Genomic DNA, 21,717 nt, shown 5'->3' with positions numbered 1-21,717 from the left:
TACCAGGGCTCACGCCGGTCATCAGTTACCCCCCAGCGTGCGCACCGGATCGCGGTATCCCGGGATGAGCGGGAGCGCGGGCGGTGTCAGGTTGACGACCACCTGGTCGAACCAGCGCCCGTTGCCGACGATGTTCGCGTACAGCCGTGTGAACGGTGCGTACAACTTGATTGCCTTGTCCAGGTTCGCGTTGTTGTCCTGCAGGATCTGCACCACACCGCGCAGTTGCTCGAGCGCGGGACCGATCTGCGCCTCGTTGTCCTTGACCAGGCCGGTCAGCTGCTGCGAGAGCCGCTGAGTTCCGGTGAGCAGCTTCGAGATCGACTGCTGACGGTCGTTGAGCTCGCCGAGCAGCAGCCCCGCGCTCCCGATCAACTGGGTGAACTCGGCGTTGCGGTCGGCCAGCACCTTCGAGGTCTTCGACGTCGCCGCGAACAGCTTGTTCAGCTCCACGTCGCGGCTCTCGATGGTCTTCGACAACCGCGAGACGCCGTCGAGCGAGGCCCGGACATCGGCCGGGGTCCCGGAGAACGCCTCGGAGAGCGTCTGCATGCTCTTCGCGAGTTGGGGGGTGTCCACTTCACTCAGCGTGGTCGCCGCGCTGGAGAACGCGTCGATCACGTCGTACGGCGAGGTGGTGCGATCGAGTGGGATGGTGTCGCTGGCCCGCAGCGAGGAGGAGCCGCGGGGGTCGAGGGACAGGTACTTCTGCCCGAGGATCGTCTTGATCTGGATCGAGGCCGTGGTCTGGTCGCCCACCCATGCGTCCTTGACCTTGAAGGCGACCTCGACCTTGTTGCCGTCCAGCGAGACGTTGGTGACCTTGCCGACCTTGACGCCCGCGATGCGGACCTCGTTGTTCGGCTTGAGGCCCGCGGCCTCGCTGAACTCGGCCCGGTACGTGGCACCGGCCCCGATCAGCGGCAGGTCCTCGAGGAAGAACGCGGACATCGTCGCGAGCAGCACCACGACGATGCCGAGCGCACCGATGGTTGCCGGGCTGCGTCGTTGCTTCACTGGCCGGCTCCGTTCGCCGAGCACCGCGGTGCGGAGTTGGTGTACAGCGGCTGGTTCACGGTCGGCAGTCCGGTCGGCAGGTTCAGGTGCTTCGACTCGCCGGGACCGGCCACGACGTCGATGCCGCAGAGGTAGAACTGGAACCACGAGCCGTAGCTGGCGATCCGGCTCAGCTTGTCCAGCTTGACCGGCAGGGTCTGGAGAATCTTGTTCACCTTGTCGCTCTGCGCGTTCAACGTGCCCGCGAGGGAGTTGAGCGCGGACACCGAACCCTGGATGGACGGCCGCGTCGGCTCGAGCAGGCCCGCGGTGGTGTCGGTGAGACCCGCGAGCGAGGTCACCGCGCTGCCGAGCACGCCGCGGTCGTTGGCGAGGCCGGTGACCAACTGCTGGGTGTTGACGATCAGCGAGCTCAGCTCGTCGTCGTGCTTGTTCACGGTGCCGAGGATGCCGTTGAGGTTGTTGATCACGTCGCCGATCACCCTGTCCTTGTCGGCGATCGTGTTCGTCAGCGAGGCGGTGTTGCGCACCAGTTCGGAGATGGAACCGCCCTCCCCCTGGAACACCTGGATGATCTGGAAGGACAGCTTGTTCACGTCGTCGGCGTTCAGCGTCTGGAACAGCGGACGGAACCCGTTGAACAGTGTGGTCAGGTTGACCGCCGGCTTGGTGTGGTCGAGCGGGATCGTCTCGCCCGCAGTCATTTTCATGCCCTGCTGGCCCTGGCCCTGCTCGAGCGCGATGTAGCGCTGGCCGACCAGGTTCCGGTACCGGATGGTCGCGGTGGAACTCGCGGGGATCCAACTCCGGTCGGTCAGCGAGAACTGCACCTGCGCCTCGCGGTCGTTGACGATCGAGATCTTGTCGACCTGACCGACGCGGACGCCCGCGATGCGAACCTCGTCGCCCTTGTTGAGCGAGGCGACGTCGGAGAACACCGCGTTGAACTTGGTACCCCCACTGCCACTGGTGTTCGCGATGGTGAACGCGAGCATGGCGGTGGCCACCACTGTGACGACGGCGAAGATGATGAGCTTGGTCAACGGCGCTGCGAGGCCACGGAACTGCTGCTTCACTTGACGCTCACCTCCGCTCCCCGCAGTGCCGGTGCGCCCAGCAACGTCGTCCAACCGGGTACGTTCTCCGGCAAAGTGTCGGTACCTGCCCCGTAGATCACGGCCAGTGTGTCCTGTTCGAGTGTCGAGCCGGTGTAGCTGGCGGGCGTGTTCGGTGCGCCCGCCGCGGTGGGAACCGGCGAGTACTGCGGCCGCTCCGGCGAGGCCACGTAGGACGGTCCCGGGTTACGCGAGGGCACCTGGTAGGCGCCGTCGTTGTACGACCCGCCCGGGTACTGGCCGAACTTCTCCCCCGGCGCCGCGGGCGTGTAGCACTTGGCTCCGCGGTTGTCGAAGAGCCGCGGCTCGTCCTGGTTGGGCAGGTAGCGGCCCTTCGGGTTGACGAACACCGTCGCCGCCCGCGCGCCGGGATGGTCCTTGAGGCTGCCGTCCGCATTGAGGCCGAGGATGTCGCTGGCGCTCTTCACGATCGGGACGAACTGGGCGAACGTGCAACCGAAGGTCGGTGACGCGTCGGCCAGCACCTGGAGGGTCTCCCTGGAGTCGGCCGCGATCGTGATCAGCGAGTCCCGGTTCGTGGTCAGGAAATCAGCTGTGGTGCCCGCGGTCCCGGTGGCCGTGGAGATCAGCGTCCGGATCTGGTTCTGCTGCTGGACCACGGTCGCGCTGGTGGTGCGCAGGTTGTCGAGTGCGTTCACGAGTTCCGGCGCGGCGTCGGCGTAAGTCTGGGAGAAGTCCGCGAGACCCTTGATGCCCTGACGCAGGTTCGGCATCTCGGTGTTCACGCCCGCGAAGATGGTCTCGAGCCGCTCGAGGCTCAGGCCGATGTCCTTGCCGCGCCCGGTCAGCGCCTGGTTCAGCGCGCCGAGAGTGTTCGCGAGATCCTGCGGCGGGACCGCCTGCAGCAGCGGGAGCAGGCCGTCGAGCAGTTCGCCCACCTCGATCGCGTTGCCACTGGCGTCCTGGTACAGGGTGTCGCCGTTGGTGATCGGCGCCTTGGTGTCCCCCGGCGGCACGATCAGCGAGACGTAGCGCTCACCGAACAGCGTCTTGGGCAGCAGTCGTGCCGTGGCATTGGACGGGATCAGCTCGGCCTTGTCCGGGTCGATGGCCAACTGCGAGGTGACCTTGCCGTTTGCGGTGGACGCGGACCGCACCTCCCCCACGATCAGACCGCGCACCTTCACGTCGGCATGGTTCGGCAGCGAGTTGCCCACGGTGTCGGTCACCAGGCTGACGTTGACGACCTTCTTGAAGGACTTGTTGTACATGCCGATCGTGAACGCCACGAACAGCGCGAGCACGAGAAAGAACACCAGGCCGAGCACCCGCCGGCGCACGACCGATCCTGTGTCGCTCATCCAGCAACCCTCACTGTGGTCGTCGTTCCCCAGATCGCGAGGCTGAGGAAGAAGTCGAGCACGGCGATCGTCACGATCGCCGTCCGGACGGCCCGGCCCACGGCCACACCGACGCCGGCAGGGCCGCCGGAGGCGTTGTAGCCGTAGTAGCAGTGGATCATGATCAGCACGAAGGCGAAGACCAGCACCTTGCCGAACGACCACAGCACGTCGGCGGGTGGCAGGAACAGATTGAAGTAGTGGTCGTACGAACCGCTCGACTGCCCGTTGAACAGCGTGCTGATGATCCGCGAGGCGAAGTACGACGCCAGCAGGCCGACGATGTACAGCGGGATGACTGCGACGAACCCGGCGATCATGCGGGTGGTGACCAGGAACGGCACCGACGGCACCGCCATCACCTCGAGCGCGTCGATCTCCTCGGAGATCCGCATGGCGCCGAGTTGGGCGGTGAAACCACAGCCGACCGTCGCCGACAGGGCCAGGGCCGCAACGATCGGCGCGATCTCACGGGTGTTGACGTACGCGGAGAGGAAGCCGGTCAGCACCGAGCTTCCGAGCTGGTCGAGCGCGGCATAGCCCTGCAGGCCGACGACGACACCGGTGAAGCCCGACATCATCACGATGACGCCGATGGTGCCGCCGATCACCGCGAGCGCCCCGGAGCCGAACGTGACCTCGGCGAGCAGCCGCAGCACCTCGCGGCCGTAGTGCGTCACGGTCCGCGGGATCCACGCGATCGACCGGGCGTAGAACGACATCTGGTCGCCTGCGCGGTCGAGCACGTTCAGCGGTGCGCGCCCCACCTTGCGCGCCCGCATCAGTGTGCGGTCGCCGCGCCCCTTCGCGATGGTCATTCGGTCAAGCCCCCTTCGCAGGAACGACCTGCAGGTACACCATGGTCAGGATCAGATTCGCGAAGAAGAGCAACAGGAACGTGATGACGACGGTCTGGTTCACGGCCTCGCCGACGCCCTTCGGGCCGGGGTTCGGGTGCAGCCCCTTGTAGGCGGCGACGACGCCGGCGATGACACCGAAGATCGCGGCCTTCGCTTCGGCGATGTAGAGGTCGGGCAGCTGCGCCAGCGCTGAGAACGAGGACAGGTAGGCACCGGGGGTGCCGCCTTGGAGGATCACGTTGAAGAAGTACCCACCGCCGATACCGACGACCGACACCAGTCCGTTGAGGAGCACCGCGACCAGCACCATGGCCAGCACGCGGGGCACGACCAGGCGCTGAACCGGGTTGATGCCCAGCACCTCCATCGCGTCGATCTCCTCGCGAATCGTCCGGGAGCCGAGGTCCGCGGTGACCGCCGAGCCGGCGGCGCCCGCGATCAGCAGCGCGGTCACGATCGGACTGCCCTGCTGGATCACCGCGAGGACGCTGGCCGCACCGGTGAACGACTCCGCGCCGAGCTGCTTGATCAGCGAACCGGTCTGCAGCGAGACGACCGCACCGAACGGGATGGCGACGAGCGCGGTCGGCAGGATGGTGACGCTGGCGATGAACCAGGCCTGCTCGATGAACTCACGGAACTGGAACGGCTTACGAAACAGATTCCGGATGACGTCGACGAACAACTGGACGATCAGCCCGGCTTGGGTCAGCGCTGCTGAAACGGGACTCAGCAGCGAGGACTTCGAACCCCCCATCCGCGCGGACTACCCGTGGCTCCACGACGACGACTCGGCACCGGAGTCGTTGTACGCGGGAATCACCTGAGTTGCCTGGTCGTCGCCGAGGCTCTCGAGAATGGGCTGCTGGGCCTCGGGCGGGAGGGTGTGCAGGATCGAGCGCACGCGGGCCTGCCGACGTCCGACGGCCTGACGCACCGGCATGCCGGGGGTCGCCTGCATCTGCGGGACCACACCGGAGACCTCCTGGGAGCCGTCGTGATGCCCGGCTTCCTTCATCGCGAGTTCGGCGGCCATCTGCGAGTCGTCCTTCTCCTCGGACATACCGATCGGACCGATCTTGCTGCCGTTGAGGAACTGCTTGACCACCGGCTCCTCGCTGGTGAGGAGGACTTCGCGCGGGCCGAACATCACGAGCTGCTTCCGGAAGAGCATGCCCAGGTTGTCCGGCACGGTCCGGGCGAGGTTGATGTTGTGCGTCACAATCAGGATCGTCGCGTCGATCTGCGCGTTGATGTCGATCAGCAGCTGACTGAGGTAGGTGGTGCGAACCGGGTCGAGGCCGGAGTCCGGCTCGTCGACGAGGATGATCTCGGGGTCGAGCACCAGCGCGCGGGCCAGCCCGGCGCGCTTGCGCATACCGCCGGAGATCTCGCCGGGCAGCTTGTTCTCGGCACCGATGAGTCCGTTGAGCTCGAGCTTCTCCATCACGATCTTGCGGATGTCGGACTCGGACTTCTTGGTGTGCTCACGCAGCGGGAACGCGACGTTGTCGTAGAGGTTCATCGAGCCGAACAGCGCGCCGTCCTGGAAGAGGACGCCGAACATCTGCCGGATCTCGTAGAGCTCCTTGGACGTGCACTGAAGGATGTCGGTGCCGTCAATCACGATCGACCCCTGTTCGGGCCGGAGAAGACCGATCAGCGACTTCAGGAATACCGACTTACCGGTTCCCGAAGGCCCGAGAAGGGCGCTGACCTCGCCGGCAGGCAGCGTCAGGGTGACGTCCTGCCAGATCTTCTGAGAGCCGAAAGACTTGGTGAGCCCCTCGACCGATACCTCTACTCCCACCGCAAACCTCCACGCTGTTCGATACACCGACCCCGTTGTGGGTTGGGTCACTCTATCGCATCGATGTGGTACCTGTGACCACCGATGCTACTCACGAGTAAGTACGTAGTGCAACAGCACCCAGCGGCCCTCGTGTACACCCGTCCGACCTGCGCGGATCGCCGGGTCACCAACTGGTCACTCGTTCAGATATCGCCTGGTAGAAACAAGAAAAGAGGGCCACTCCCCATTCGGGGAGTAACCCTCTTTTCGATCGTGACGCCGAGGCGTTACACGAGGAGTCTTACTTGATGGAGATGGTGGCGCCGGCGGCGACCAGCTTCTCCTTGGCGGCCTCGGCCGCGTCCTTGGCGACCTTCTCGAGGATGGCCTTCGGCGCGCCCTCGACGAGGTCCTTGGCCTCCTTCAGGCCCAGGCCGGCGACGACCTCACGGACGACCTTGATGACCTGGATCTTCTTGTCGCCAGCCGACTCGAGGACGACGTCGAACTCGTCCTGCTCCTCAGCGGCCTCGGCGGCAGCGGCCGGGGCACCGGCGGCGGCAACGGCGACCGGCGCAGCGGCGGTGACCTCGAAGGTCTCCTCGAACGCCTTCACGAACTCGGAGAGCTCGAGGAGGGTGAGCTCCTTGAACTGGTCCAGCAACTCTTCGGTGGTGAGCTTCGCCATGATGGCGGTCCTTCCTGTAAGTCCCATGTCGCTGATCCGCGACGAAGTGGGAGGGGTGTATTACGTGATACGCAAGGCCTCGATGCGCCCACGACTGGCGTGGACACGACCTCGTGCGGATCAGCTTTCGGCTGCGGAGCCTTCCGCGGCCTTCTTGTCCTGCAGCGCAGCGGCCAGACGGGCCATCTGCGAGGCGGGGGCATTGAACAGGCCGGCGGCCTTTGCCAAGTTGCCCTTCATCGCGCCGGCGAGCTTGGCCAGCAAGATCTCGCGGGACTCGAGGTCCGCGATCTTGTTGACCTCGTCCACGGACAGCGCATTGCCGTCCATGTAGCCGCCCTTGATGACAAGCGCCTTGTTGTCCTTCGCGAAAGCCTTGATGGCCTTCGCGGCGTCGACCGGCTCGCCCTTGATGAACGCAATGGCGGTCGGTCCGACGAACAGGTCGTCAAGGCCCTCGACGCCCGCCTCTGCGGCGGCACGCTTGACCAGGGTGTTCTTGGCGACGGAGTAGGTTGCGCCTGCTCCGAGCGCGCGACGCAGCTGCGTCAGACTCGTCACCGACAGACCACGGTATTCCGTGATGACAGCGGCAGTCGAACCCTTGAACTGCTCAGTGATCTCCGAAACCGCGGAGACCTTTTCGGGCTTTGCCATACTTCGCCTCCTCTCGTGACATCGTGTTGGTCCGCCCTGCGGACGTGGCCACAACATGCAAAACGCCCCGGTGCAGGGCACACGGGGCGTACACGAGGAGGTCCGCACCCAGCTCGCGCCGGATGCACATCTCCCCTACCTCGTCCTCCTGCGTGGGCCGTCGGGCATATCCCGAACCTTCAACCGATGCTGTTGCCAGCGCCGGTGACCAACGGTCTTGGGTAGAACTTCTTGGGGTGAACTCGAAATAGTTCGAACTCTTTCCGAGACAGTACCGGACCCTGCAGGTGAACGCCAAAACGGCACAGCCGAACCCGAAGACGCCGGAGACCCGCGTCACACCCGCACCCCGAAAGTGATGCGGTCGGCGCTACCACCGCAGCTTTGACTGTTACCTATCGTCACACATAGTTCTATTGTCATCGCATGACGTCCACACTCGACGCACGGCCCGGGCTTCTCGGCTCACGATCACGCCGATTCGCCGCGCTTGCCGTGATCTGCCTCGCCGAACTACTCGTCGTCCTCGACAACACCATCGTCAACGTCGCCCTCCCGTCCATCGGCGTGGACCTGCAGACCGGTGTCAGCGGGCTGCAGTGGGTGGTCGACGCCTACACCCTGACCTTCGCCGGACTGCTGCTGGCCTGCGGCAATCTCGGCGACCGCTACGGCAGGCGACGGGTGATGGTGATCGGTCTCGTCGGGGTCGGCGTGATGTCGGTCGCCGGCGCAAGTGCCGAAACCCTCGGCCAGGTGATCGCGGCACGTGCTGCGATGGGGGTGTTCGCGGCCGCGGTCTTCCCCGCGACGCTGGCGCTGATCATCAACATCTTCACCGACGTCCGCGAGCGCGCACTGGCCATCGCCGCCTGGACGGCGATGGCCGGATTCGCCATCGCGATCGGCCCGATGTCCGGCGGCTGGCTGCTCGAGCACTTCACCTGGCACTCGGTGTTCTGGATCAACGTCCCGGTCGCCGCGATCGCGGTGGTCGCCACGCTGACCCTGGTTCCGGAATCCAAGGCGTCGGCGGTCGGCCGCCTCGACCCGCTCGGAATCGGACTGTCGATCGCGGGAATCACCCTGCTGGTGTGGTCGATCATCGAGGCCCCGAAGCACGGCTGGACCAGTGCCACCACACTCGGCGGCATCGCGGCCGCGAGCACCCTGCTGGTCGGGTTCGTGCTCTGGGAACTGCGCACCCCGACTCCGATCCTGAACATGGCCCTGTTCCGCAATCGCCGCTTCTCCCTGCCCGCACTGGCGATCGCCATCGCCTACTTCTCGATGTTCGGCTTCCTCTTCCTGATCACCCAGTACTTCCAGGGCGTGCGGGAGTACACCCCGTTCGAGTTCGGTGTCGCGTCACTACCGTTCGCGATCTCGGTGGCGGTCGGCGCACCGATCGCGACCCTGCTGGCCCAGCGAATCGGGACCACCGCGGTCATCGTGTTCGGGCTGCTCCTCACCGGGCTCGGCCTCTACCTCGGCGGACAGGTGAACGTCGACAGCATCTATCTCACCGGAGTGCTGCCGTCGATGGTCTCGATGGCGCTCGGCCTCGCGATCGTGCAGGGCCCGGCCACGGAATCGATCATGTCCTCGCTCCCCCTCGACGAGGCGGGCGCGGGCTCCGCAGTCAATGACACCACCCGCGAGATCGGCGGCACCCTCGGCGTCGCGGTACTCGGGTCGATCGTCGCCTCGTACTACGCCACCACGATCGCCCCCGTCATCGACCGGGTGCCAGACAGTTTCATGAACGAGAACGAGAAGGGCTTCGCCCGCGCGACCGTGCTCAGCGTGCTCGAGATCCGACAGCGGGAGATCCCTGCCCTGCTGGAACCGCAACGCGAACAGCTGATCACCGCGATGAAGACGACCGTCCTGCACGGATCGCACACCGCATCCCTCGTGGCGACCGGCGCGGTACTCGTGTGCGCACTGGTCGTGGCTATCTTCCTGCCCTGGGCTCCGGCGGACGGCGACTCCGTCCTGCTGGCCTGGCGCAACAAGGACTGAGCCCGAACGACGACGAGGCCGGTACGGGAATCCCGTACCGGCCTCGTCGGCTGTGAAACGACTTACTCTGCAGCATCCTCGAGGAGGTTGCGGGTGCGGTTCGGATCCACCGGGATGCCCGGTCCGGTGGTGGTCGCAACCGTGACCTTCTTGACGTAGCGGCCCTTGGCGGAGGACGGCTTCGCACGCAGGATCTCGTCCAGCGCGGCGCCGTAGTTCTCCACCAGCTGGGCGTCGTCGAAGGACGCCTTGCCGATCACGAAGTGCAGGTTGGCCTGCTTGTCGACGCGGAAGTTGATCTTGCCGCCCTTGATCTCGGTGACGGCCTTGGCGACGTCAGCGGTGACCGTGCCCGTCTTCGGGTTCGGCATCAGGCCACGCGGTCCGAGGACGCGGGCGATGCGGCCGACCTTGGCCATCTGATCCGGGGTGGCGATCGCGGCGTCGAAGTCCAGCCAACCGCCCTGGATACGCTCGATCAGGTCCTCGGCGCCGACCGCGTCCGCACCGGCGGCCTCGGCCTCGGCGGCCTTCTCGCCCACCGCGAACACGATGACACGGGCGGTCTTACCCGTGCCGTGCGGGAGGTTGACGGTGCCGCGGACCATCTGGTCCGCCTTGCGGGGATCGACGCCGAGTCGAACGGCGACCTCGACGGTCGCGTCCATCTTCGTGGAGGCGGTCTCCTTGGCGAGCTTCGCAGCCTGCAGCGGGCTGTAGAGCTTGCTCTGGTCGACCTTCTCAGCGGCGGCGAGGTATGCCTTGCTGCGCTTTGCCATTTCTTCTGTCCTAACTAGCGGTTCAGTTGTGGTTACGGGCCTGGCCGGCCCTCCCACGTGTTCATTCGAACTGTGCGCGCCCTGCACCCCTACCGGGGTGAATACCGCGCACGGGCGGCGGAGCCGCTCTTAACCCTGCAGTGTCATGCGGGGCTTCGCTGCGCTCAGCCCTCGACGGTGATACCCATCGAGCGAGCGGTGCCGGCGATGATCTTCGCGGCCTGCTCGATGTCGTTGGCGTTGAGGTCCTCGGCCTTGGTCTTCGCGATCTCGCGCACCTGGTCCATGGTCACGGTCGCGACCTTGGTCTTGTGCGGCTCGCCGGAGCCCTTCTGCACGCCGGCGGCCTTGAGCAGCAGCTTGGCGGCCGGAGGGGTCTTCAACTTGAAGTCGAAGGTCCGGTCCTCGTAGACGGAGATCTCCACGGGGATCACGTTGCCTCGCTGCGACTCGGTCGCGGCGTTGTAGGCCTTGCAGAACTCCATGATGTTCACGCCGTGCTGACCAAGCGCGGGACCCACGGGCGGGGCAGGGTTAGCCTGACCGGCCTGGATCTGAAGCTTGATGAGCCCGGCGAGCTTCTTCTTCTTGGGGGGCATCTTCGTTCCTAATTTCTTGCGGTGTGTGTTTCTTGCTACTGCAATGCAAGTGTGTGGGGCGCTAGATCTTCGAAACCTGGTTGAACGAGAGCTCGACCGGAGTCTCACGACCGAAGATCGAAACCAGCACCTTGAGCTTCTGCTGCTCTGCGTTGACCTCGCTGATGCTGGCGGGCAGCGTCGCGAACGGACCGTCCATGACGGTGACCGACTCGCCGACCTCGAAGTCCACCTCGATGAGCGGCTTCGCGGCGGTCTCGCCCGCAGCAGTCTCGCCGGCGGCGGCCGACGCCGCAGCGGCGGGCTTCTTCGCGCCCTCCTGCGGCATCAGGAACTTGACGACCTCGTTGATGGTCAGCGGGGACGGACGCGAGGTGGCACCGACGAAGCCGGTGACGCCCGGGGTGTTGCGCACCGCGCCCCACGACTCGTCGTTGAGCTCCATGCGGACCAGGATGTATCCGGGCAGGACCTTCCGGTTGACCTGCTTGCGCTGACCGTTCTTGATCTCGGTGACCTCTTCGGTGGGAACCTCCACCTGGAAGATGTAGTCACCGACGTCGAGGTTCTGGACGCGGGTCTCGAGGTTGGCCTTCACCTTGTTCTCGTACCCGGCGTAGGAGTGGATGACGTACCAGTCACCGGGGGCGCGGCGGAGCGCGGCCTTCATCTCGGCGACCGGATCGACCGGCTCTTCCTCGACAGCGGAGGCATCCGCATCGGCGGCTGCTTCGACCTCGGCGCCTTCGGCCGTGACGGCGTCACCGTCAGTGCCCTCGTCGACGACTACGCCGTCAGCGGACTCCACAGCGACCGCGTCATCGGCAACATGCTCTTGCGCTGCAGCCTCAATTGCGTCGTTCTCGGGGGTGCTCACTGGCGCACTCGCTTCCTCTCATCGCATTTCGGTGTCCGGTTTCAGCCGAACAGCCAGCTGACGCCCTTGATGAACGCCAGGTCCAATCCACTGATGAACGCCACCATGAAGGCGACGAAGACCAGGACCACGGTCGTGTACGTGATCATCTGCTTGCGGTTGGGCCAGATCACCTTGCGGAGCTCGGCGATCACCTCGCGCAAGAATTTCCGCAGACGCTTGAAGAAGTTCTCCTTGCGCGGCTTGTCGGCCTTGGCCTTCTTGCCGGGCTTGGCCACGGCCGGCGATCCGGCGGTGGCGGCGACCGTGGTCGCGGTGGAGGTGTCGGCGTCCGCGCCGGTGGCGCGGGTACGACGTCCCGGACGTTTGCCGGTCGGCCGAGAGGAATCCGAAGCGACGATGTTGGCGTCGTCAACGATGTCGTCGGAGCCCGAGGACCCCGCCGCGTTGCCGGCGTTTCCGCGATCCTCGCTCACCGTCGTTCCTCTCAGTCGCTGGCATCCGGGGCAGGGGCGACAGGACTTGAACCTGCAACCTGCGGTTTTGGAGACCGCTGCTCTGCCAGTTGAGCTACGCCCCTCTGGTCGACCGTCACGTCCGAGTCCTCAGGACCCGAACCAGCCGACCAATCTGTGATTACACAACACGCGCGCCACCCCGATCGGCATTGAACCGGCACCGTAGGGCAGCGCGCAGCGCTGAGTTATCGCAGAAATCTCAGTGTACTGCACGGTGGTCTTGCATTCCCAATCGGCTGGAAGTCAGCCGAATCGGACGGTGGCGGTCGCCCGTCCGAAGATCTTCTTCTCGTCCACCTTGGCGACGATGGCGATCACCGCGGTGCGGTTCTCGTTGTCGACCGACCGAATCTTACCGGTAAGCACAATCGCGGTGCCCTTGGTGTCGTTCGGAACGGCAACCGGGCTGGTGAAGCGGACGTTGTATTCGAGGACTGCACCCGGGTCGCCCACGAACTCGGTGATGTAGCCGGCGCCGATACCCATCGTCAGCATTCCGTGCGCGACCGCCGTCGGCAGCCCGACACCCTGCGCCACCGCGTCGTCCCAGTGGATCGGATTGGGATCGCCGGCCACGCCCGCGTACTGCACCAGGTCGGACCGGGTGAGCTGGACCGTCTTCTCCGGCAGTTCCTGGCCCTCGGTGATCTCGTCGAAAGTGCGCAGCGCCATCACTCGCCCTCCTCGACGTGTCGGCCCATCAGTGTGGTGTAAGTGGTGAGCACCAGCTCGCCGTCCTGGTCGGTGATGTCGTTCCGGGTCACGATGATGTCACTGCCGCCCATCACCCGGAGCGAGTCCACGAACACGTCGCAGTACAGGCGGTCGCCGACCTTCATCGGACGATGGAAGACCAACCGCTGGTCGGTGTGCAGGATCCGGCTGAGGTCGAGCTCGACGTTCAGGGAGTTGAAGAACTCCTCCTGAGCGAGGAAGCCGAATACCGAGATGAAGGTCAGCGGGGCGATCAGGGTGTCGTACCCGAGCTCCTGCGCTGCGGCCTCGTCCCGGAACGCAAGGTCGTCGTTCTTGACCGCGCGCGCGTACTCGCGCACCTTCTCGCGGCCGACCTCGTAGTAGTCGCTGAACCTGTGATGCAGGCCAACGAGATCAGCTGTCAGTTTCACCGAAGTGGCACCCTATCTGCACTGGACGCAGCAGTTGAGGGGCGGTCGTCGGTCGTGGGAAACCTGCTCCGGACACCGTCGCGCGTGCGTCGACACCAAAAAAATTCGCGTGCCCCGCGGTGGAGATTGCGGGGCACGCGAGGAAGACTACTTGGATTCGCGGTGAGCCTGGTGAGTTCCGCAGTTCGGGCAGAACTTCTTGATCTCGAGGCGATCGGGATCGTTGCGCCGGTTCTTCTTGGTGATGTAGTTCCGGTGCTTGCATACCTCGCAGGCCAAGGTGATCTTGGGTCGAACGTCAGTCGAGGCCACGGTATGCCTTCTTTCGGGTGAATCTGATCGGGGTCAATCAGGGTGTGTTGCCATGTTCTTCTGTGAAACCATGTGTCACTTGTGTAGCGATGGCCGGACTTGAACCGGCGACACAACGATTATGAGTCGTTTGCTCTACCAACTGAGCTACACCGCCTCGGTGCATCGATGCCAGTCTAATAGGCACCCAATCCAGCGAGCCCCCTAACGGAATCGAACCGTTGACCTTTTCCTTACCATGGAAACGCTCTGCCGACTGAGCTAAGGGGGCGTGCTTCCGCGCACTTCGTTCGTGCGTTGAAGCCTCCAAGAGGTTACACAGTCTCTGTCCGGAGTTCCAAACCGCGAGGTCAGGGCCCGTTTTCAACTGTCTAACCACCAGGCCCCAGCAAGCGCGAACTCGCTGGGACCCAGGTGTGGCAGATGTAGGATTCGAACCTACGTAGGCATAAGCCGACGGATTTACAGTCCGCTCCCATTGGCCGCTCGGGCAATCTGCCGGGTGACATCCACGGTCGCTGCGGCCCGCCGTCTCCGGCACACCGCTCGCTTCCCTGGCGCGGAAAGTAGAATACATCGGCCGGGGCGGGTAAATGCAAACCGTGTGGTTATCGTGGGTTCTCGAGCGCCGGAACGGGTCCGCGCGCACCGAACAGAACTGGGAGACGTCGTGGCGGATTCGTCCTTCGATGTGGTGAGCAAGGTTGACCGACAGGAAGTCGACAACGCGCTGAACCAGGCCGGCAAGGAGCTGTCGACGCGATTCGACTTCCGCAACACCGGCGCGAGCATCGAGTGGTCCGGCGACGAGGCCATCGCGTTGACGGCCGACACGGAGGAGCGCCTGCTCGCAGCACTGGAGGTGTTCAAGGAGAAGCTGATCCGCCGGGACATCTCGCTCAAGGCCTTCGAGGCGGGCGAGCCGGCCCAGTCCGGCAAGGTCTACAAGCTCACCGGCACCCTGGTCCAGGGCATCACCAGCGAGAACGCCAAGAAGATCTCGAAGAAGATCCGCGACGAGGGCCCCAAGAGCGTCAAGGCTCAGATCCAGGGCGAGGAACTGCGGGTGACCAGCAAGAACCGCGATGACCTGCAGTCGGTCATCGCGCTGCTCAAGGGCTCGGACTTCGGCATCGCCCTGCAGTTCGTGAACTACCGCTAGGACGCCTCTCCTGAGTCCTTTCGGGTCACCGGGTGCATCCACATCACAGGTGAATCCGAAAGGAGGTCAGAGCACCGGCGCGTGAAGGCGGCCGATGGTCCGCGGGAACGCCCGCGGACCATCGGTCATACCTTGATCAGCCGGCGACGACCGGCAGCACCAGTTGTTGGGCCGGATCCCCGGTCGCGACGGTCACCTGGTGCGGCACCAGACCGCCGCGGAAGCTGGAGTCGCCGCCCGCGAGGACCAGGCGCACGCGGTGGCCGGTGTCGAAGCGGTGCACGATCGCCGGCAGCGTCACCTGCACCGGCTTGCTCGGATCGACGATCCGGACCGGGGCGACCTGGCCGTTGATCTGCGTGGCGGACCCGTCCGGTCCGACGTCGTACAGCTTGGCGAACACCACGACGGCGTCCAGGTCACCGGTGACCGGCGTCGGCGTGGACACTTGCACGGTCAGTGTGGGCGCACCCACGACGTCCATCGGTGCGGCCTGCGGATCCGATGTCCAGTCGACGTAGCTGCCGGGCGGCTGGTTCTCCGGCCGCGGTCCCGGGTCGACCTTGATGTTCGACGGCGTGGACCCGGCGACGACCCCGCCGGCCGGGGTCCCGAAGGTCTGTGTGCCCGGGCGGATCGTGTCGCGACCGCCTGCCAGCTGCCGACCGTCGGAGAGAGGGAACGAGCGCGGCTCGCCGACCGCCGTCGAGGAGGCCGTCGCGTAGCGGACCGGGTCGTCGCCGCTGCCCGCCGCCCAGTCCTGGAAGTAGGCGAACGTGGGCCCGGTGCCGACCGCGGAGTCCTTCAGGTAGTGGTCGAACCAGTCGAGGTAACGCGCGGTGGTGTACTGCGTCGCCGGGTCGGGCTTCGCGAACGCCCGCGACAGCAGGTTGGTATCCCCACCGGTCGAGTGACCGGCCTTCTGCCAGATCATCTTGACGTCGGAACCGCGGCGCTGCAGGGCGTCGAACGTGGCCTGCGCCTCGTTGAGGTTGAACAGGGTGTCCTCCTCGCCCTGGATCAGCAGCACCGGGACGTGGATCCGGTCCACGTAGGAGGCGGCCGATGCCGAGCGCAGGAACTGCACGGTCTGCGGGTCCGGGAAGCCCTGCGTCATCGACGTGGCCAGTGCGGTGCAGACCTGGTCGGAGAAGTTGGGGCAGCCGAGCAGTTTGGTCGGGTCGGCCCGGTAGCCGGCCTCCCCCGGCGCGGTCAGCCCGGCGGCCATGAACATCGTGGCCCAGGTGGTCTTGGTGGCACCGGGGACGGCGCTGCTCACGCCCGACACGGCACTCGTACTGTTGGGCGCGAGCGAATAGCTCAGGTCGTTCCACGTGATCATCGGCACGATCGCGTCGATGCGCGGGTCGGTCGCGGCCGCGGCGAGCTGGATCGCGCCGCCGTAGGAGCCGCCGACCATGCCGACCCGGGGATCGTTCGCCAGCGCCCGTCCGTCGTGCGCGACCCGGTCCTTGACCACGTAGTCGAGGCCCGGCACCGGCTGCGTGTGCGCGGCGTCGCGGAACGCGATGCCGTTGGCACCGCCGAGGAAGCTGACCAGATCCTGAGCTGCCTGGCCGTCGGGATCCGGGCTGTCGAGTCCGACCTTGCAGCCCGACCCACCGAATCCGACGCCCGAGTAGGCGAGCACCACATAGCCACGGCCGGCGAGGAACTCGGCGGTCGGGCGCTGCGCGTCCTTGGTCTGCCCGAACCCGTGCGTCGTCAGCACTGCGGGCGCCGGATCGTCCGCCGACACCCCGGCCGGGGTGTACAGGTCGCCCTCGATGTCGCAGAGTCGACTTCCGTCCGGCCCGACCGTCGTAGCGAAATGCAGTGTCTGCACGGCGATCCCGGCAGGGTCCGCGTGCGCGGCGACCGTGGGAATCACAGCGCCCGCTGCGGCGACGGCTACTGCTGCCAGCAGCGTCGTAACTCTCGTCATCTGACCACCCGTCTCGTATGTCTACCGGACGGTAAACCTACTCGCCGGGACCCATTCAGTCGGGCAACTTTCGACCTGCCAGGTCCTCGAGGCGGGCGATCCGCTCGGCCATCGGAGGGTGGGTGGAGAACATCCGACTCATCTTGTCCCCCGCGCGGAACGGGTTGGCGATCATCATGTGCGACTGCGCGGCGATCTTCGGCTCCGGCGGCAGCGGTGCGGCCTGCACACCCCGCTCGAGCTTGCGCAGCGCCGAGGCCAAGGCCAGCGGGTCACCGCTCAACTCCGCCCCCGACTGGTCGGCCTGGTACTCGCGCGACCGCGAGACCGCCATCTTCACCACCGTCGCCGCGATCGGCCCCAGCAACGAGACCAGCAGCAACGCAAACGGATTCGGGCGGTTCTCGCCACGACCTCCGAACATCGACGCGAACATCGCCATGTTGGCCAGACCGGAGATCACCGCCGCCATCGCGCCCGCCACCGAGGAGATCAGGATGTCGCGGTTGTACACGTGCGAGAGTTCGTGGCCCAGTACCGCCCGCAGTTCCCGCTCGTCGAGGATCTGCAGGATTCCGCTGGTGCAGCAGACCGCCGCGTTGCGCGGGTTGCGTCCGGTGGCGAACGCATTGGGCGCCGCGGTCGGGCTGATGTACAGCCGCGGCATCGGCTGGTGCGCGGTGGTCGCCAGCTCACGGACGATCTTGTAGATGACCGGGGCCTCCACCTCGGTGATCGGCTGCGCGTGCATCGCCTTGAGCGCCAGCTTGTCGCTGTTGAAGTACGCGTAGGCGTTCATGCCCACCGCCAGCACGATCGAGAAGATCAGGATCGTCGGGTTGCGGAACAGCGCGCCGATGAAGACGATCAGCGCCGACATTCCGACCAGCAGGCCGAAGGTCTTGAGCCCGTTCGAATACCGATGCACGGTCGCCTCTTCTCTCGCAGTCAGTCACGAGGTGAACGAAGAAAACAGGATCAGCGTTCCCACGCGCGGGGGTCGCACCCCCGCGCTGGGACCAACGCTACCGTCAGCCGACCCGGGCGATCGTGTATTCGACCAGGCGTTGGAGCGCCTCGTTGGCCGGGCCCTGCGGCAACTCTGCGAGCTGGGCACGGGCGGAATCTGCGTACTCGCCCAGCTTCGCCTTCGCCGCGGCCATACCCGGCGAGCGCTCCAGCAGCGCCAGCGCCTCGGCGACCTCGTCATCGTCGGTGACCGGTCCGTCCAGCAGCACCCGTAGCCGGTCCGCGTCAGCCCCCTCCTCGCGCAGCGCGTACAGCACCGGCAGGGTGTGCACCCCCTCACGGAGATCGGTGCCCGGCGTCTTGCCCGACTGCGCGGCCACCGAGGAGATGTCGATGATGTCGTCGGAGATCTGGAAGGCAGTCCCGACCGCATCGCCGAGGCGCTCGAGCCGCTCCACGTCCTCGGGGGCGGCGCCGGAGAACGTGCCGCCGAACCGGCCGCACGCCGCGATCAGCGAACCCGTCTTCTCCCAGACCACCTTCAGGTAGTGCTCGACAGGATCCTGGTTCGCCTTGACGCCGATCGTCTCGCGCATCTGACCGGTCACCAGCTCCGCGAACGTCTCCGCGATGATCTGCACTGCCTCCGGGCCGAGCGTCGAGACCAGCCGGGACGCGTGCGCGAACAGGTAGTCGCCCGCGAGGATCGCCACGCTGTTGCCCCAGCGGGAGTTGGCGCTCGGGGCGCCCCTTCGCATGGACGCCTCGTCCATCACGTCGTCGTGGTACAGCGTCGCGAGGTGGGTCAGCTCGACGACGGTCGCGGCCGTGGTCACCGCCTGGGCGGTCGGGTCGGGACCCAGCTGCGCGGTGAGCACCGTGAACAGGGGGCGGAAGCGCTTGCCGCCCGCCTTCGCCAGATGCAGGGCGGCCTCGGTCAGGAAGTCCTCCCCGTCGGACAGCTCACCGACCAGCAGCGCCTCCACGTCGGCCAGCCCGGACCGCACCACGTCGGCCAGCGCCTGGTCGCCCAGATCCACACCGGCCACGACGGTGTTCGTCGCTTCGCTCGTGCTCACGATCTCAGTACCCATCCTTCGTTCTCCGGAATACCGGTTCCCGGGATCCCGGCACCCGCCATCCGCCACTCGGCAACCGCCTCTGGTGCCACGGTAGTGAACCTATCGGGTCGGCCGCTCCCCCGGGCTGCCACGACTGCGCTCGGTCGTCCTGAGAAGATACTGCTGTGGTGCCTCCGCAGGTCGACCCCGACTCGTCTACAACCGTGCCCACCGACACCGACGAGGTACCGACACGGACCGAGGTGCTGGTGATCGGCGCAGGTCCGGCGGGCTCCGCGGCCGCCGCCTGGGCCGCCCGCTCCGGCCGCGACGTCCTGCTCGCCGATGCCGCGACATTCCCGCGGGACAAGACCTGCGGGGACGGGCTCACCCCGCGGGCGATCGCCGAACTCGAACACCTCGGCCTCGGCGACTGGCTGGCCGGGCGGGCGACCAACCGCGGGCTGCGACTGTCCGGATTCGGCCAGAACCTGGAGCTGCCGTGGCCCGGCGGCTCGCTGCCCGCGACCGGGAGCGCGGTGCCACGCACAGAACTCGACGACCGGATCCGGCAGGTCGCGCTGGCGGCCGGCGCGCGAATGATGCAGGGCGCCAAGGCCGTCGACGTCGAACGCGACGGCGGGCGCGTCCGCTCGGTGACGCTGCAGACCGCCGACGGCCCCCGTACCGTCGCCTGCGACCGGCTGATCGTGGCGGACGGGGTCCGCTCGAGCCTGGGCAAGCAGCTCGGCAGGCAGTGGCACCGCGACACCGCCTACGGCGTGGCTGCCCGCGCGTACGTCGACTCCGGCCGCAGCAGCGACGAGTGGATCACCTCGCACCTGGAACTCCGCGACCACGAGGGCACCCTGCAGTCGGGGTACGGCTGGGTGTTCCCGCTGGGCACCGGCGAGGTCAACCTCGGCGTCGGCACCCTGGCCACCGCCAAGCGTCCGGCCGCCGGCGCGCTGCGACCGCTGATCGAGCTCTACGCGCAGCAACGCCGGACCGAGTGGGAACTCGACGGGCCGGTCCGCGCGGTGGCGTCCGCGCTGCTGCCGATGGGCGGCGCCGTCTCGAACGTCGCGGGCCCGAACTGGGCGATCATCGGCGACGCCGCGGCCTGTGTGAACCCCCTCAACGGCGAGGGCATCGACTACGGCCTCGAGACCGGACGGCTGGTCGCGCAGGCGCTCGGCGAACCCGACCTCACCGAGCTGTGGCCGACGCTGCTGCGGCAGCGGTACGGACGGGCCTTCTCCATCGCGCGACGGCTCGCCGGCCTGCTCACCGTGCCGCGGGTACTACCCGCGACTGGCCCGGTGGCGATGCGCTCGCGGGCGCTGATGACCGTCGCGGTCCGGGTGATGGGCAATCTGGTCACCGAGGCCGACCGGGACCTCACCGCCCGCGCCTGGCGGGCGGCCGGCGCGTCGTCGCTGCCGCTGGACGCCCGGCCGCCGTTCAGCTGAGTCAGATCCTCCCGAGCGAGAAGGCGGGGAACCGCCCACCGGTGCGGTGCCCGCGGAACACGACCCGGGCCTGCCCCCGGCCGGGGTCGGGCAGGGCCCCCTCGATGGAGGCGTAGACCCACGGCCCGTCGTCCAGTTCGACGATCGCGATCGTGGCCGGCTCGTCGTGGGAGTGCGGCATGCAGCCGGGCACTGTCACCGGCGGCACGGCGTCGGGATGCATACGGGTCCACGACACGATCGATCCGGTGCCCGAGCACGGCACCCAGTCGAGGTCGTCGCCGCCACACGACGTGCACGCCCAGGTGTCCGGGGCGAACATGGTCGCGCAGTCCTCGCAGCAGCGGATCATCAGCGTGTCGACTGCCTGCCGCGGCAGCATCGCGGTCATGCCGGCACCACGTCTCGCCGGGGCTCGAGGGCTCTCGTCATCGCGTCACCGAAGGTTTCCGGATCGCCGATCAGCCAGCAGTGGTTGCCCGCCACGGTGACCACCCGCGGATCACCGAGCGCCTCGCGCATCGACTCGAAGCTGACCTGCGGGATCACTGCGTCGGAGGTCCCCCACAGCAGGGTGACCGGGATGCCGCGGTCCGCGAGCTCGGCGAGCTCGGTCCGCAGGTCGGCCTTGCGGGCGACGTGTGCGGTGCGCCAGACGGCCATCGGGTCGCGCAGCACGTTCGGCAGCGCGTCGCCGGCGATGGCGCCGACCACCTGGGCGAACCGACCCGATGAGACTGCGTCCGCCTGCAGGTGCCAGAGCCACTCCCACAGCGGGCGCTCGCGGATCGGTCGGGCCACGCCGTCGGGCGACCACTGCGCCCCGCCTACCGAGTTGACGAGAACCAGGGCGTCCACGTGATCGGGCAGGTCGTGCGCGGTGCGGGCGGCGACGCCACCGCCGAAGGAATGCCCGGCCACCGTCACCGGGCCGCGGATCCCGATCGCGTCGATGAACTTGCCGACCCACTGCGCATAGCCTGCGAGGTTGCGCTGGCCGACCGGGAGTTCCGGGGTGCCGCCGAATCCGGGCATGGCGGGGGCGTACACCCGCACGCCGCGACCGGCCAGGCTACGCAGCGCCGCCTGGTAGGCGCCGGGGGCGAGCCCCCACCCGTGCAGGAACACGACCGGCCGCCCGTGCCCGCCGACGCCGTAGGAAACCTGAGTCGAGTCGACGCGGACGTCCCGCCATCGAATGTCCTGCGCCGGGCGCCGGACATGGGAACGCGGCGTGGTGAACTCGAACTCGTGCATCGGAACCTCGACTTCGCGACAGGCATCTGAGACTTGCATCACAGTGCCGGGTGTCGCGCGTAGGCACCACGGCCGAACTACCCGTGTAGGTACCTGTCTTTCTGGAACAGGTACCTACTTGGAA

The 21,717-nt window shown here is 66.9% G+C and carries 23 protein-coding genes and 4 tRNA genes; 3 read left to right on the top strand and 24 right to left on the bottom strand.

The window, feature by feature from the left end:
- Positions 1-21 precede the first annotated feature (21 nt).
- From FK531_RS12915 to rplJ, 8 genes are all read right to left on the bottom strand, one after another.
- Positions 22-1,017, bottom strand: a complete 996-nt coding sequence (locus tag FK531_RS12915; protein ID WP_142099916.1) for an MCE family protein — start codon at positions 1,015-1,017, stop codon at positions 22-24.
- Complete coding sequence (locus FK531_RS12910) at positions 1,014-2,093, bottom strand: MCE family protein (RefSeq protein WP_246098130.1); 1,080 nt, start codon at positions 2,091-2,093, stop codon at positions 1,014-1,016. The genes FK531_RS12915 and FK531_RS12910 overlap by 4 nt, the downstream gene beginning before the upstream one ends.
- Positions 2,090-3,454: an MCE family protein gene (locus tag FK531_RS12905; RefSeq protein ID WP_142099914.1), complete on the bottom strand. Its 1,365-nt coding sequence runs from the start codon at positions 3,452-3,454 to the stop codon at positions 2,090-2,092. The genes FK531_RS12910 and FK531_RS12905 overlap by 4 nt, the downstream gene beginning before the upstream one ends.
- Positions 3,451-4,311: an MlaE family ABC transporter permease gene (locus tag FK531_RS12900; protein ID WP_142099912.1), complete on the bottom strand. Its 861-nt coding sequence runs from the start codon at positions 4,309-4,311 to the stop codon at positions 3,451-3,453. The genes FK531_RS12905 and FK531_RS12900 overlap by 4 nt, the downstream gene beginning before the upstream one ends.
- 4 nt (positions 4,312-4,315) lie before the next feature.
- Positions 4,316-5,110: an MlaE family ABC transporter permease gene (locus tag FK531_RS12895; protein ID WP_142099910.1), complete on the bottom strand. Its 795-nt coding sequence runs from the start codon at positions 5,108-5,110 to the stop codon at positions 4,316-4,318.
- Between the two features lie 9 nt (positions 5,111-5,119).
- On the bottom strand, positions 5,120-6,163 hold the full coding sequence (locus FK531_RS12890) for an ABC transporter ATP-binding protein (protein WP_181762940.1): 1,044 nt from the start codon (positions 6,161-6,163) through the stop codon (positions 5,120-5,122).
- 283 nt (positions 6,164-6,446) lie between these two features.
- A complete protein-coding gene (gene rplL, locus FK531_RS12885; RefSeq protein ID WP_142099906.1) occupies positions 6,447-6,833 on the bottom strand; it encodes a 50S ribosomal protein L7/L12 in 387 nt (128 codons plus the stop codon).
- A gap of 120 nt (positions 6,834-6,953) precedes the next feature.
- The gene (gene rplJ / locus FK531_RS12880) at positions 6,954-7,490 is read right to left on the bottom strand and encodes a 50S ribosomal protein L10 (protein ID WP_142099904.1); all 537 of its coding nucleotides are present in this window, start codon (positions 7,488-7,490) and stop codon (positions 6,954-6,956) included.
- 426 nt (positions 7,491-7,916) lie between these two features.
- Between rplJ and FK531_RS12875 the strand changes: the two genes are divergently transcribed.
- Complete coding sequence (locus tag FK531_RS12875) at positions 7,917-9,515, top strand: MFS transporter (RefSeq protein ID WP_142099902.1); 1,599 nt, start codon at positions 7,917-7,919, stop codon at positions 9,513-9,515.
- Between the two features lie 62 nt (positions 9,516-9,577).
- On the opposite strand, the gene rplA is transcribed toward FK531_RS12875, so the two are convergent.
- The 11 genes from rplA to FK531_RS12820 form a co-directional block, all read right to left on the bottom strand.
- Positions 9,578-10,294 (bottom strand): 50S ribosomal protein L1, encoded by a 717-nt coding sequence (gene rplA, locus FK531_RS12870; protein ID WP_142099900.1) that lies wholly within the window; start codon positions 10,292-10,294, stop codon positions 9,578-9,580.
- A 164-nt stretch (positions 10,295-10,458) separates the two neighbouring features.
- Positions 10,459-10,893 carry a 50S ribosomal protein L11 gene (gene rplK, locus FK531_RS12865; protein ID WP_142099898.1) on the bottom strand — a complete coding sequence of 145 codons (435 nt, stop codon included), beginning with the start codon at positions 10,891-10,893 and terminating at the stop codon, positions 10,459-10,461.
- A 61-nt stretch (positions 10,894-10,954) separates the two neighbouring features.
- Positions 10,955-11,770 carry a transcription termination/antitermination protein NusG gene (nusG, locus tag FK531_RS12860; RefSeq protein ID WP_142099896.1) on the bottom strand — a complete coding sequence of 272 codons (816 nt, stop codon included), beginning with the start codon at positions 11,768-11,770 and terminating at the stop codon, positions 10,955-10,957.
- A 41-nt stretch (positions 11,771-11,811) separates the two neighbouring features.
- Positions 11,812-12,246 (bottom strand): preprotein translocase subunit SecE, encoded by a 435-nt coding sequence (gene secE, locus FK531_RS12855; RefSeq protein WP_181762939.1) that lies wholly within the window; start codon positions 12,244-12,246, stop codon positions 11,812-11,814.
- Positions 12,247-12,277: 31 nt separating this feature from the next.
- Positions 12,278-12,350 (bottom strand) — tRNA-Trp (locus FK531_RS12850).
- 181 nt (positions 12,351-12,531) lie between these two features.
- Positions 12,532-12,960: a (3R)-hydroxyacyl-ACP dehydratase subunit HadB gene (hadB, locus tag FK531_RS12845; protein WP_142099892.1), complete on the bottom strand. Its 429-nt coding sequence runs from the start codon at positions 12,958-12,960 to the stop codon at positions 12,532-12,534.
- Positions 12,960-13,415, bottom strand: a complete 456-nt coding sequence (gene hadA, locus FK531_RS12840; RefSeq protein WP_142099890.1) for a (3R)-hydroxyacyl-ACP dehydratase subunit HadA — start codon at positions 13,413-13,415, stop codon at positions 12,960-12,962. Before hadA ends, hadB begins: the two co-directional genes overlap by 1 nt.
- Positions 13,416-13,562: 147 nt before the next feature.
- The gene (gene rpmG, locus FK531_RS12835; protein ID WP_142099888.1) at positions 13,563-13,727 is read right to left on the bottom strand and encodes a 50S ribosomal protein L33; all 165 of its coding nucleotides are present in this window, start codon (positions 13,725-13,727) and stop codon (positions 13,563-13,565) included.
- An 84-nt stretch (positions 13,728-13,811) separates the two neighbouring features.
- Positions 13,812-13,884: transfer RNA gene (locus FK531_RS12830), tRNA-Met, on the bottom strand.
- A gap of 41 nt (positions 13,885-13,925) precedes the next feature.
- Positions 13,926-13,998: transfer RNA gene (locus FK531_RS12825), tRNA-Thr, on the bottom strand.
- A gap of 146 nt (positions 13,999-14,144) precedes the next feature.
- Positions 14,145-14,227, bottom strand: a tRNA-Tyr gene (locus FK531_RS12820).
- Positions 14,228-14,397: 170 nt separating this feature from the next.
- Between FK531_RS12820 and FK531_RS12815 the strand changes: the two genes are divergently transcribed.
- Positions 14,398-14,889 carry a YajQ family cyclic di-GMP-binding protein gene (locus FK531_RS12815; protein WP_142099886.1) on the top strand — a complete coding sequence of 164 codons (492 nt, stop codon included), beginning with the start codon at positions 14,398-14,400 and terminating at the stop codon, positions 14,887-14,889.
- A 136-nt stretch (positions 14,890-15,025) separates the two neighbouring features.
- Here the strand turns inward: FK531_RS12815 and FK531_RS12810 are convergent, their stop codons facing one another.
- The 3 genes from FK531_RS12810 to FK531_RS12800 all read right to left on the bottom strand — a co-directional run bounded on the left by FK531_RS12810 (position 15,026) and on the right by FK531_RS12800 (position 18,897).
- Positions 15,026-16,834 (bottom strand): CocE/NonD family hydrolase, encoded by a 1,809-nt coding sequence (locus FK531_RS12810; protein ID WP_142099884.1) that lies wholly within the window; start codon positions 16,832-16,834, stop codon positions 15,026-15,028.
- A gap of 55 nt (positions 16,835-16,889) precedes the next feature.
- Complete coding sequence (htpX, locus tag FK531_RS12805) at positions 16,890-17,762, bottom strand: zinc metalloprotease HtpX (RefSeq protein ID WP_142099882.1); 873 nt, start codon at positions 17,760-17,762, stop codon at positions 16,890-16,892.
- 103 nt (positions 17,763-17,865) lie between these two features.
- The gene (locus tag FK531_RS12800; protein ID WP_142099880.1) at positions 17,866-18,897 is read right to left on the bottom strand and encodes a polyprenyl synthetase family protein; all 1,032 of its coding nucleotides are present in this window, start codon (positions 18,895-18,897) and stop codon (positions 17,866-17,868) included.
- Between the two features lie 191 nt (positions 18,898-19,088).
- Between FK531_RS12800 and FK531_RS12795 the strand changes: the two genes are divergently transcribed.
- Complete coding sequence (locus FK531_RS12795; RefSeq protein ID WP_142099878.1) at positions 19,089-20,336, top strand: geranylgeranyl reductase family protein; 1,248 nt, start codon at positions 19,089-19,091, stop codon at positions 20,334-20,336.
- Position 20,337: 1 nt separating this feature from the next.
- On the opposite strand, the gene FK531_RS12790 is transcribed toward FK531_RS12795, so the two are convergent.
- Together FK531_RS12790 and FK531_RS12785 are read right to left on the bottom strand one after the other, a co-directional pair.
- A complete protein-coding gene (locus tag FK531_RS12790) occupies positions 20,338-20,727 on the bottom strand; it encodes a Zn-ribbon domain-containing OB-fold protein (protein ID WP_142099876.1) in 390 nt (129 codons plus the stop codon).
- Positions 20,724-21,593: an alpha/beta fold hydrolase gene (locus FK531_RS12785; protein WP_142099874.1), complete on the bottom strand. Its 870-nt coding sequence runs from the start codon at positions 21,591-21,593 to the stop codon at positions 20,724-20,726. Before FK531_RS12785 ends, FK531_RS12790 begins: the two co-directional genes overlap by 4 nt.
- Between the last annotated feature and the right edge of the window lie 124 nt (positions 21,594-21,717).

This window comes from Rhodococcus spelaei (assembly GCF_006704125.1).
In the GTDB taxonomy this organism is placed as follows: domain Bacteria; phylum Actinomycetota; class Actinomycetes; order Mycobacteriales; family Mycobacteriaceae; genus Rhodococcus_G; species Rhodococcus_G spelaei.
The sequence above is the reverse complement of the archived record's forward strand: the minus strand, read 5'-3'. Positions and strand labels throughout refer to the sequence as shown.

Bases quoted from the DNA above. Each gene is read 5' to 3' on its own strand.
- FK531_RS12800 (WP_142099880.1), bottom strand. From the start codon at position 18,897: ATGGGTACTGAGATCGTGAGCACGAGCGAAGCGACGAACACCGTCGTG.
- FK531_RS12810 (WP_142099884.1), bottom strand. From the start codon at position 16,834: ATGACGAGAGTTACGACGCTGCTGGCAGCAGTAGCCGTCGCCGCAGCG.
- rplA (WP_142099900.1), bottom strand. From the start codon at position 10,294: ATGGCAAAGCGCAGCAAGGCATACCTCGCCGCCGCTGAGAAGGTCGAC.
- FK531_RS12895 (WP_142099910.1), bottom strand. From the start codon at position 5,110: ATGGGGGGTTCGAAGTCCTCGCTGCTGAGTCCCGTTTCAGCAGCGCTG.
- FK531_RS12785 (WP_142099874.1), bottom strand. From the start codon at position 21,593: ATGCACGAGTTCGAGTTCACCACGCCGCGTTCCCATGTCCGGCGCCCG.
- hadB (WP_142099892.1), bottom strand. From the start codon at position 12,960: ATGGCGCTGCGCACTTTCGACGAGATCACCGAGGGCCAGGAACTGCCG.
- rplL (WP_142099906.1), bottom strand. From the start codon at position 6,833: ATGGCGAAGCTCACCACCGAAGAGTTGCTGGACCAGTTCAAGGAGCTC.
- FK531_RS12875 (WP_142099902.1), top strand. From the start codon at position 7,917: ATGACGTCCACACTCGACGCACGGCCCGGGCTTCTCGGCTCACGATCA.
- FK531_RS12900 (WP_142099912.1), bottom strand. From the start codon at position 4,311: ATGACCATCGCGAAGGGGCGCGGCGACCGCACACTGATGCGGGCGCGC.
- rplK (WP_142099898.1), bottom strand. From the start codon at position 10,893: ATGCCCCCCAAGAAGAAGAAGCTCGCCGGGCTCATCAAGCTTCAGATC.
- rplJ (WP_142099904.1), bottom strand. From the start codon at position 7,490: ATGGCAAAGCCCGAAAAGGTCTCCGCGGTTTCGGAGATCACTGAGCAG.
- FK531_RS12905 (WP_142099914.1), bottom strand. From the start codon at position 3,454: ATGAGCGACACAGGATCGGTCGTGCGCCGGCGGGTGCTCGGCCTGGTG.
- FK531_RS12790 (WP_142099876.1), bottom strand. From the start codon at position 20,727: ATGACCGCGATGCTGCCGCGGCAGGCAGTCGACACGCTGATGATCCGC.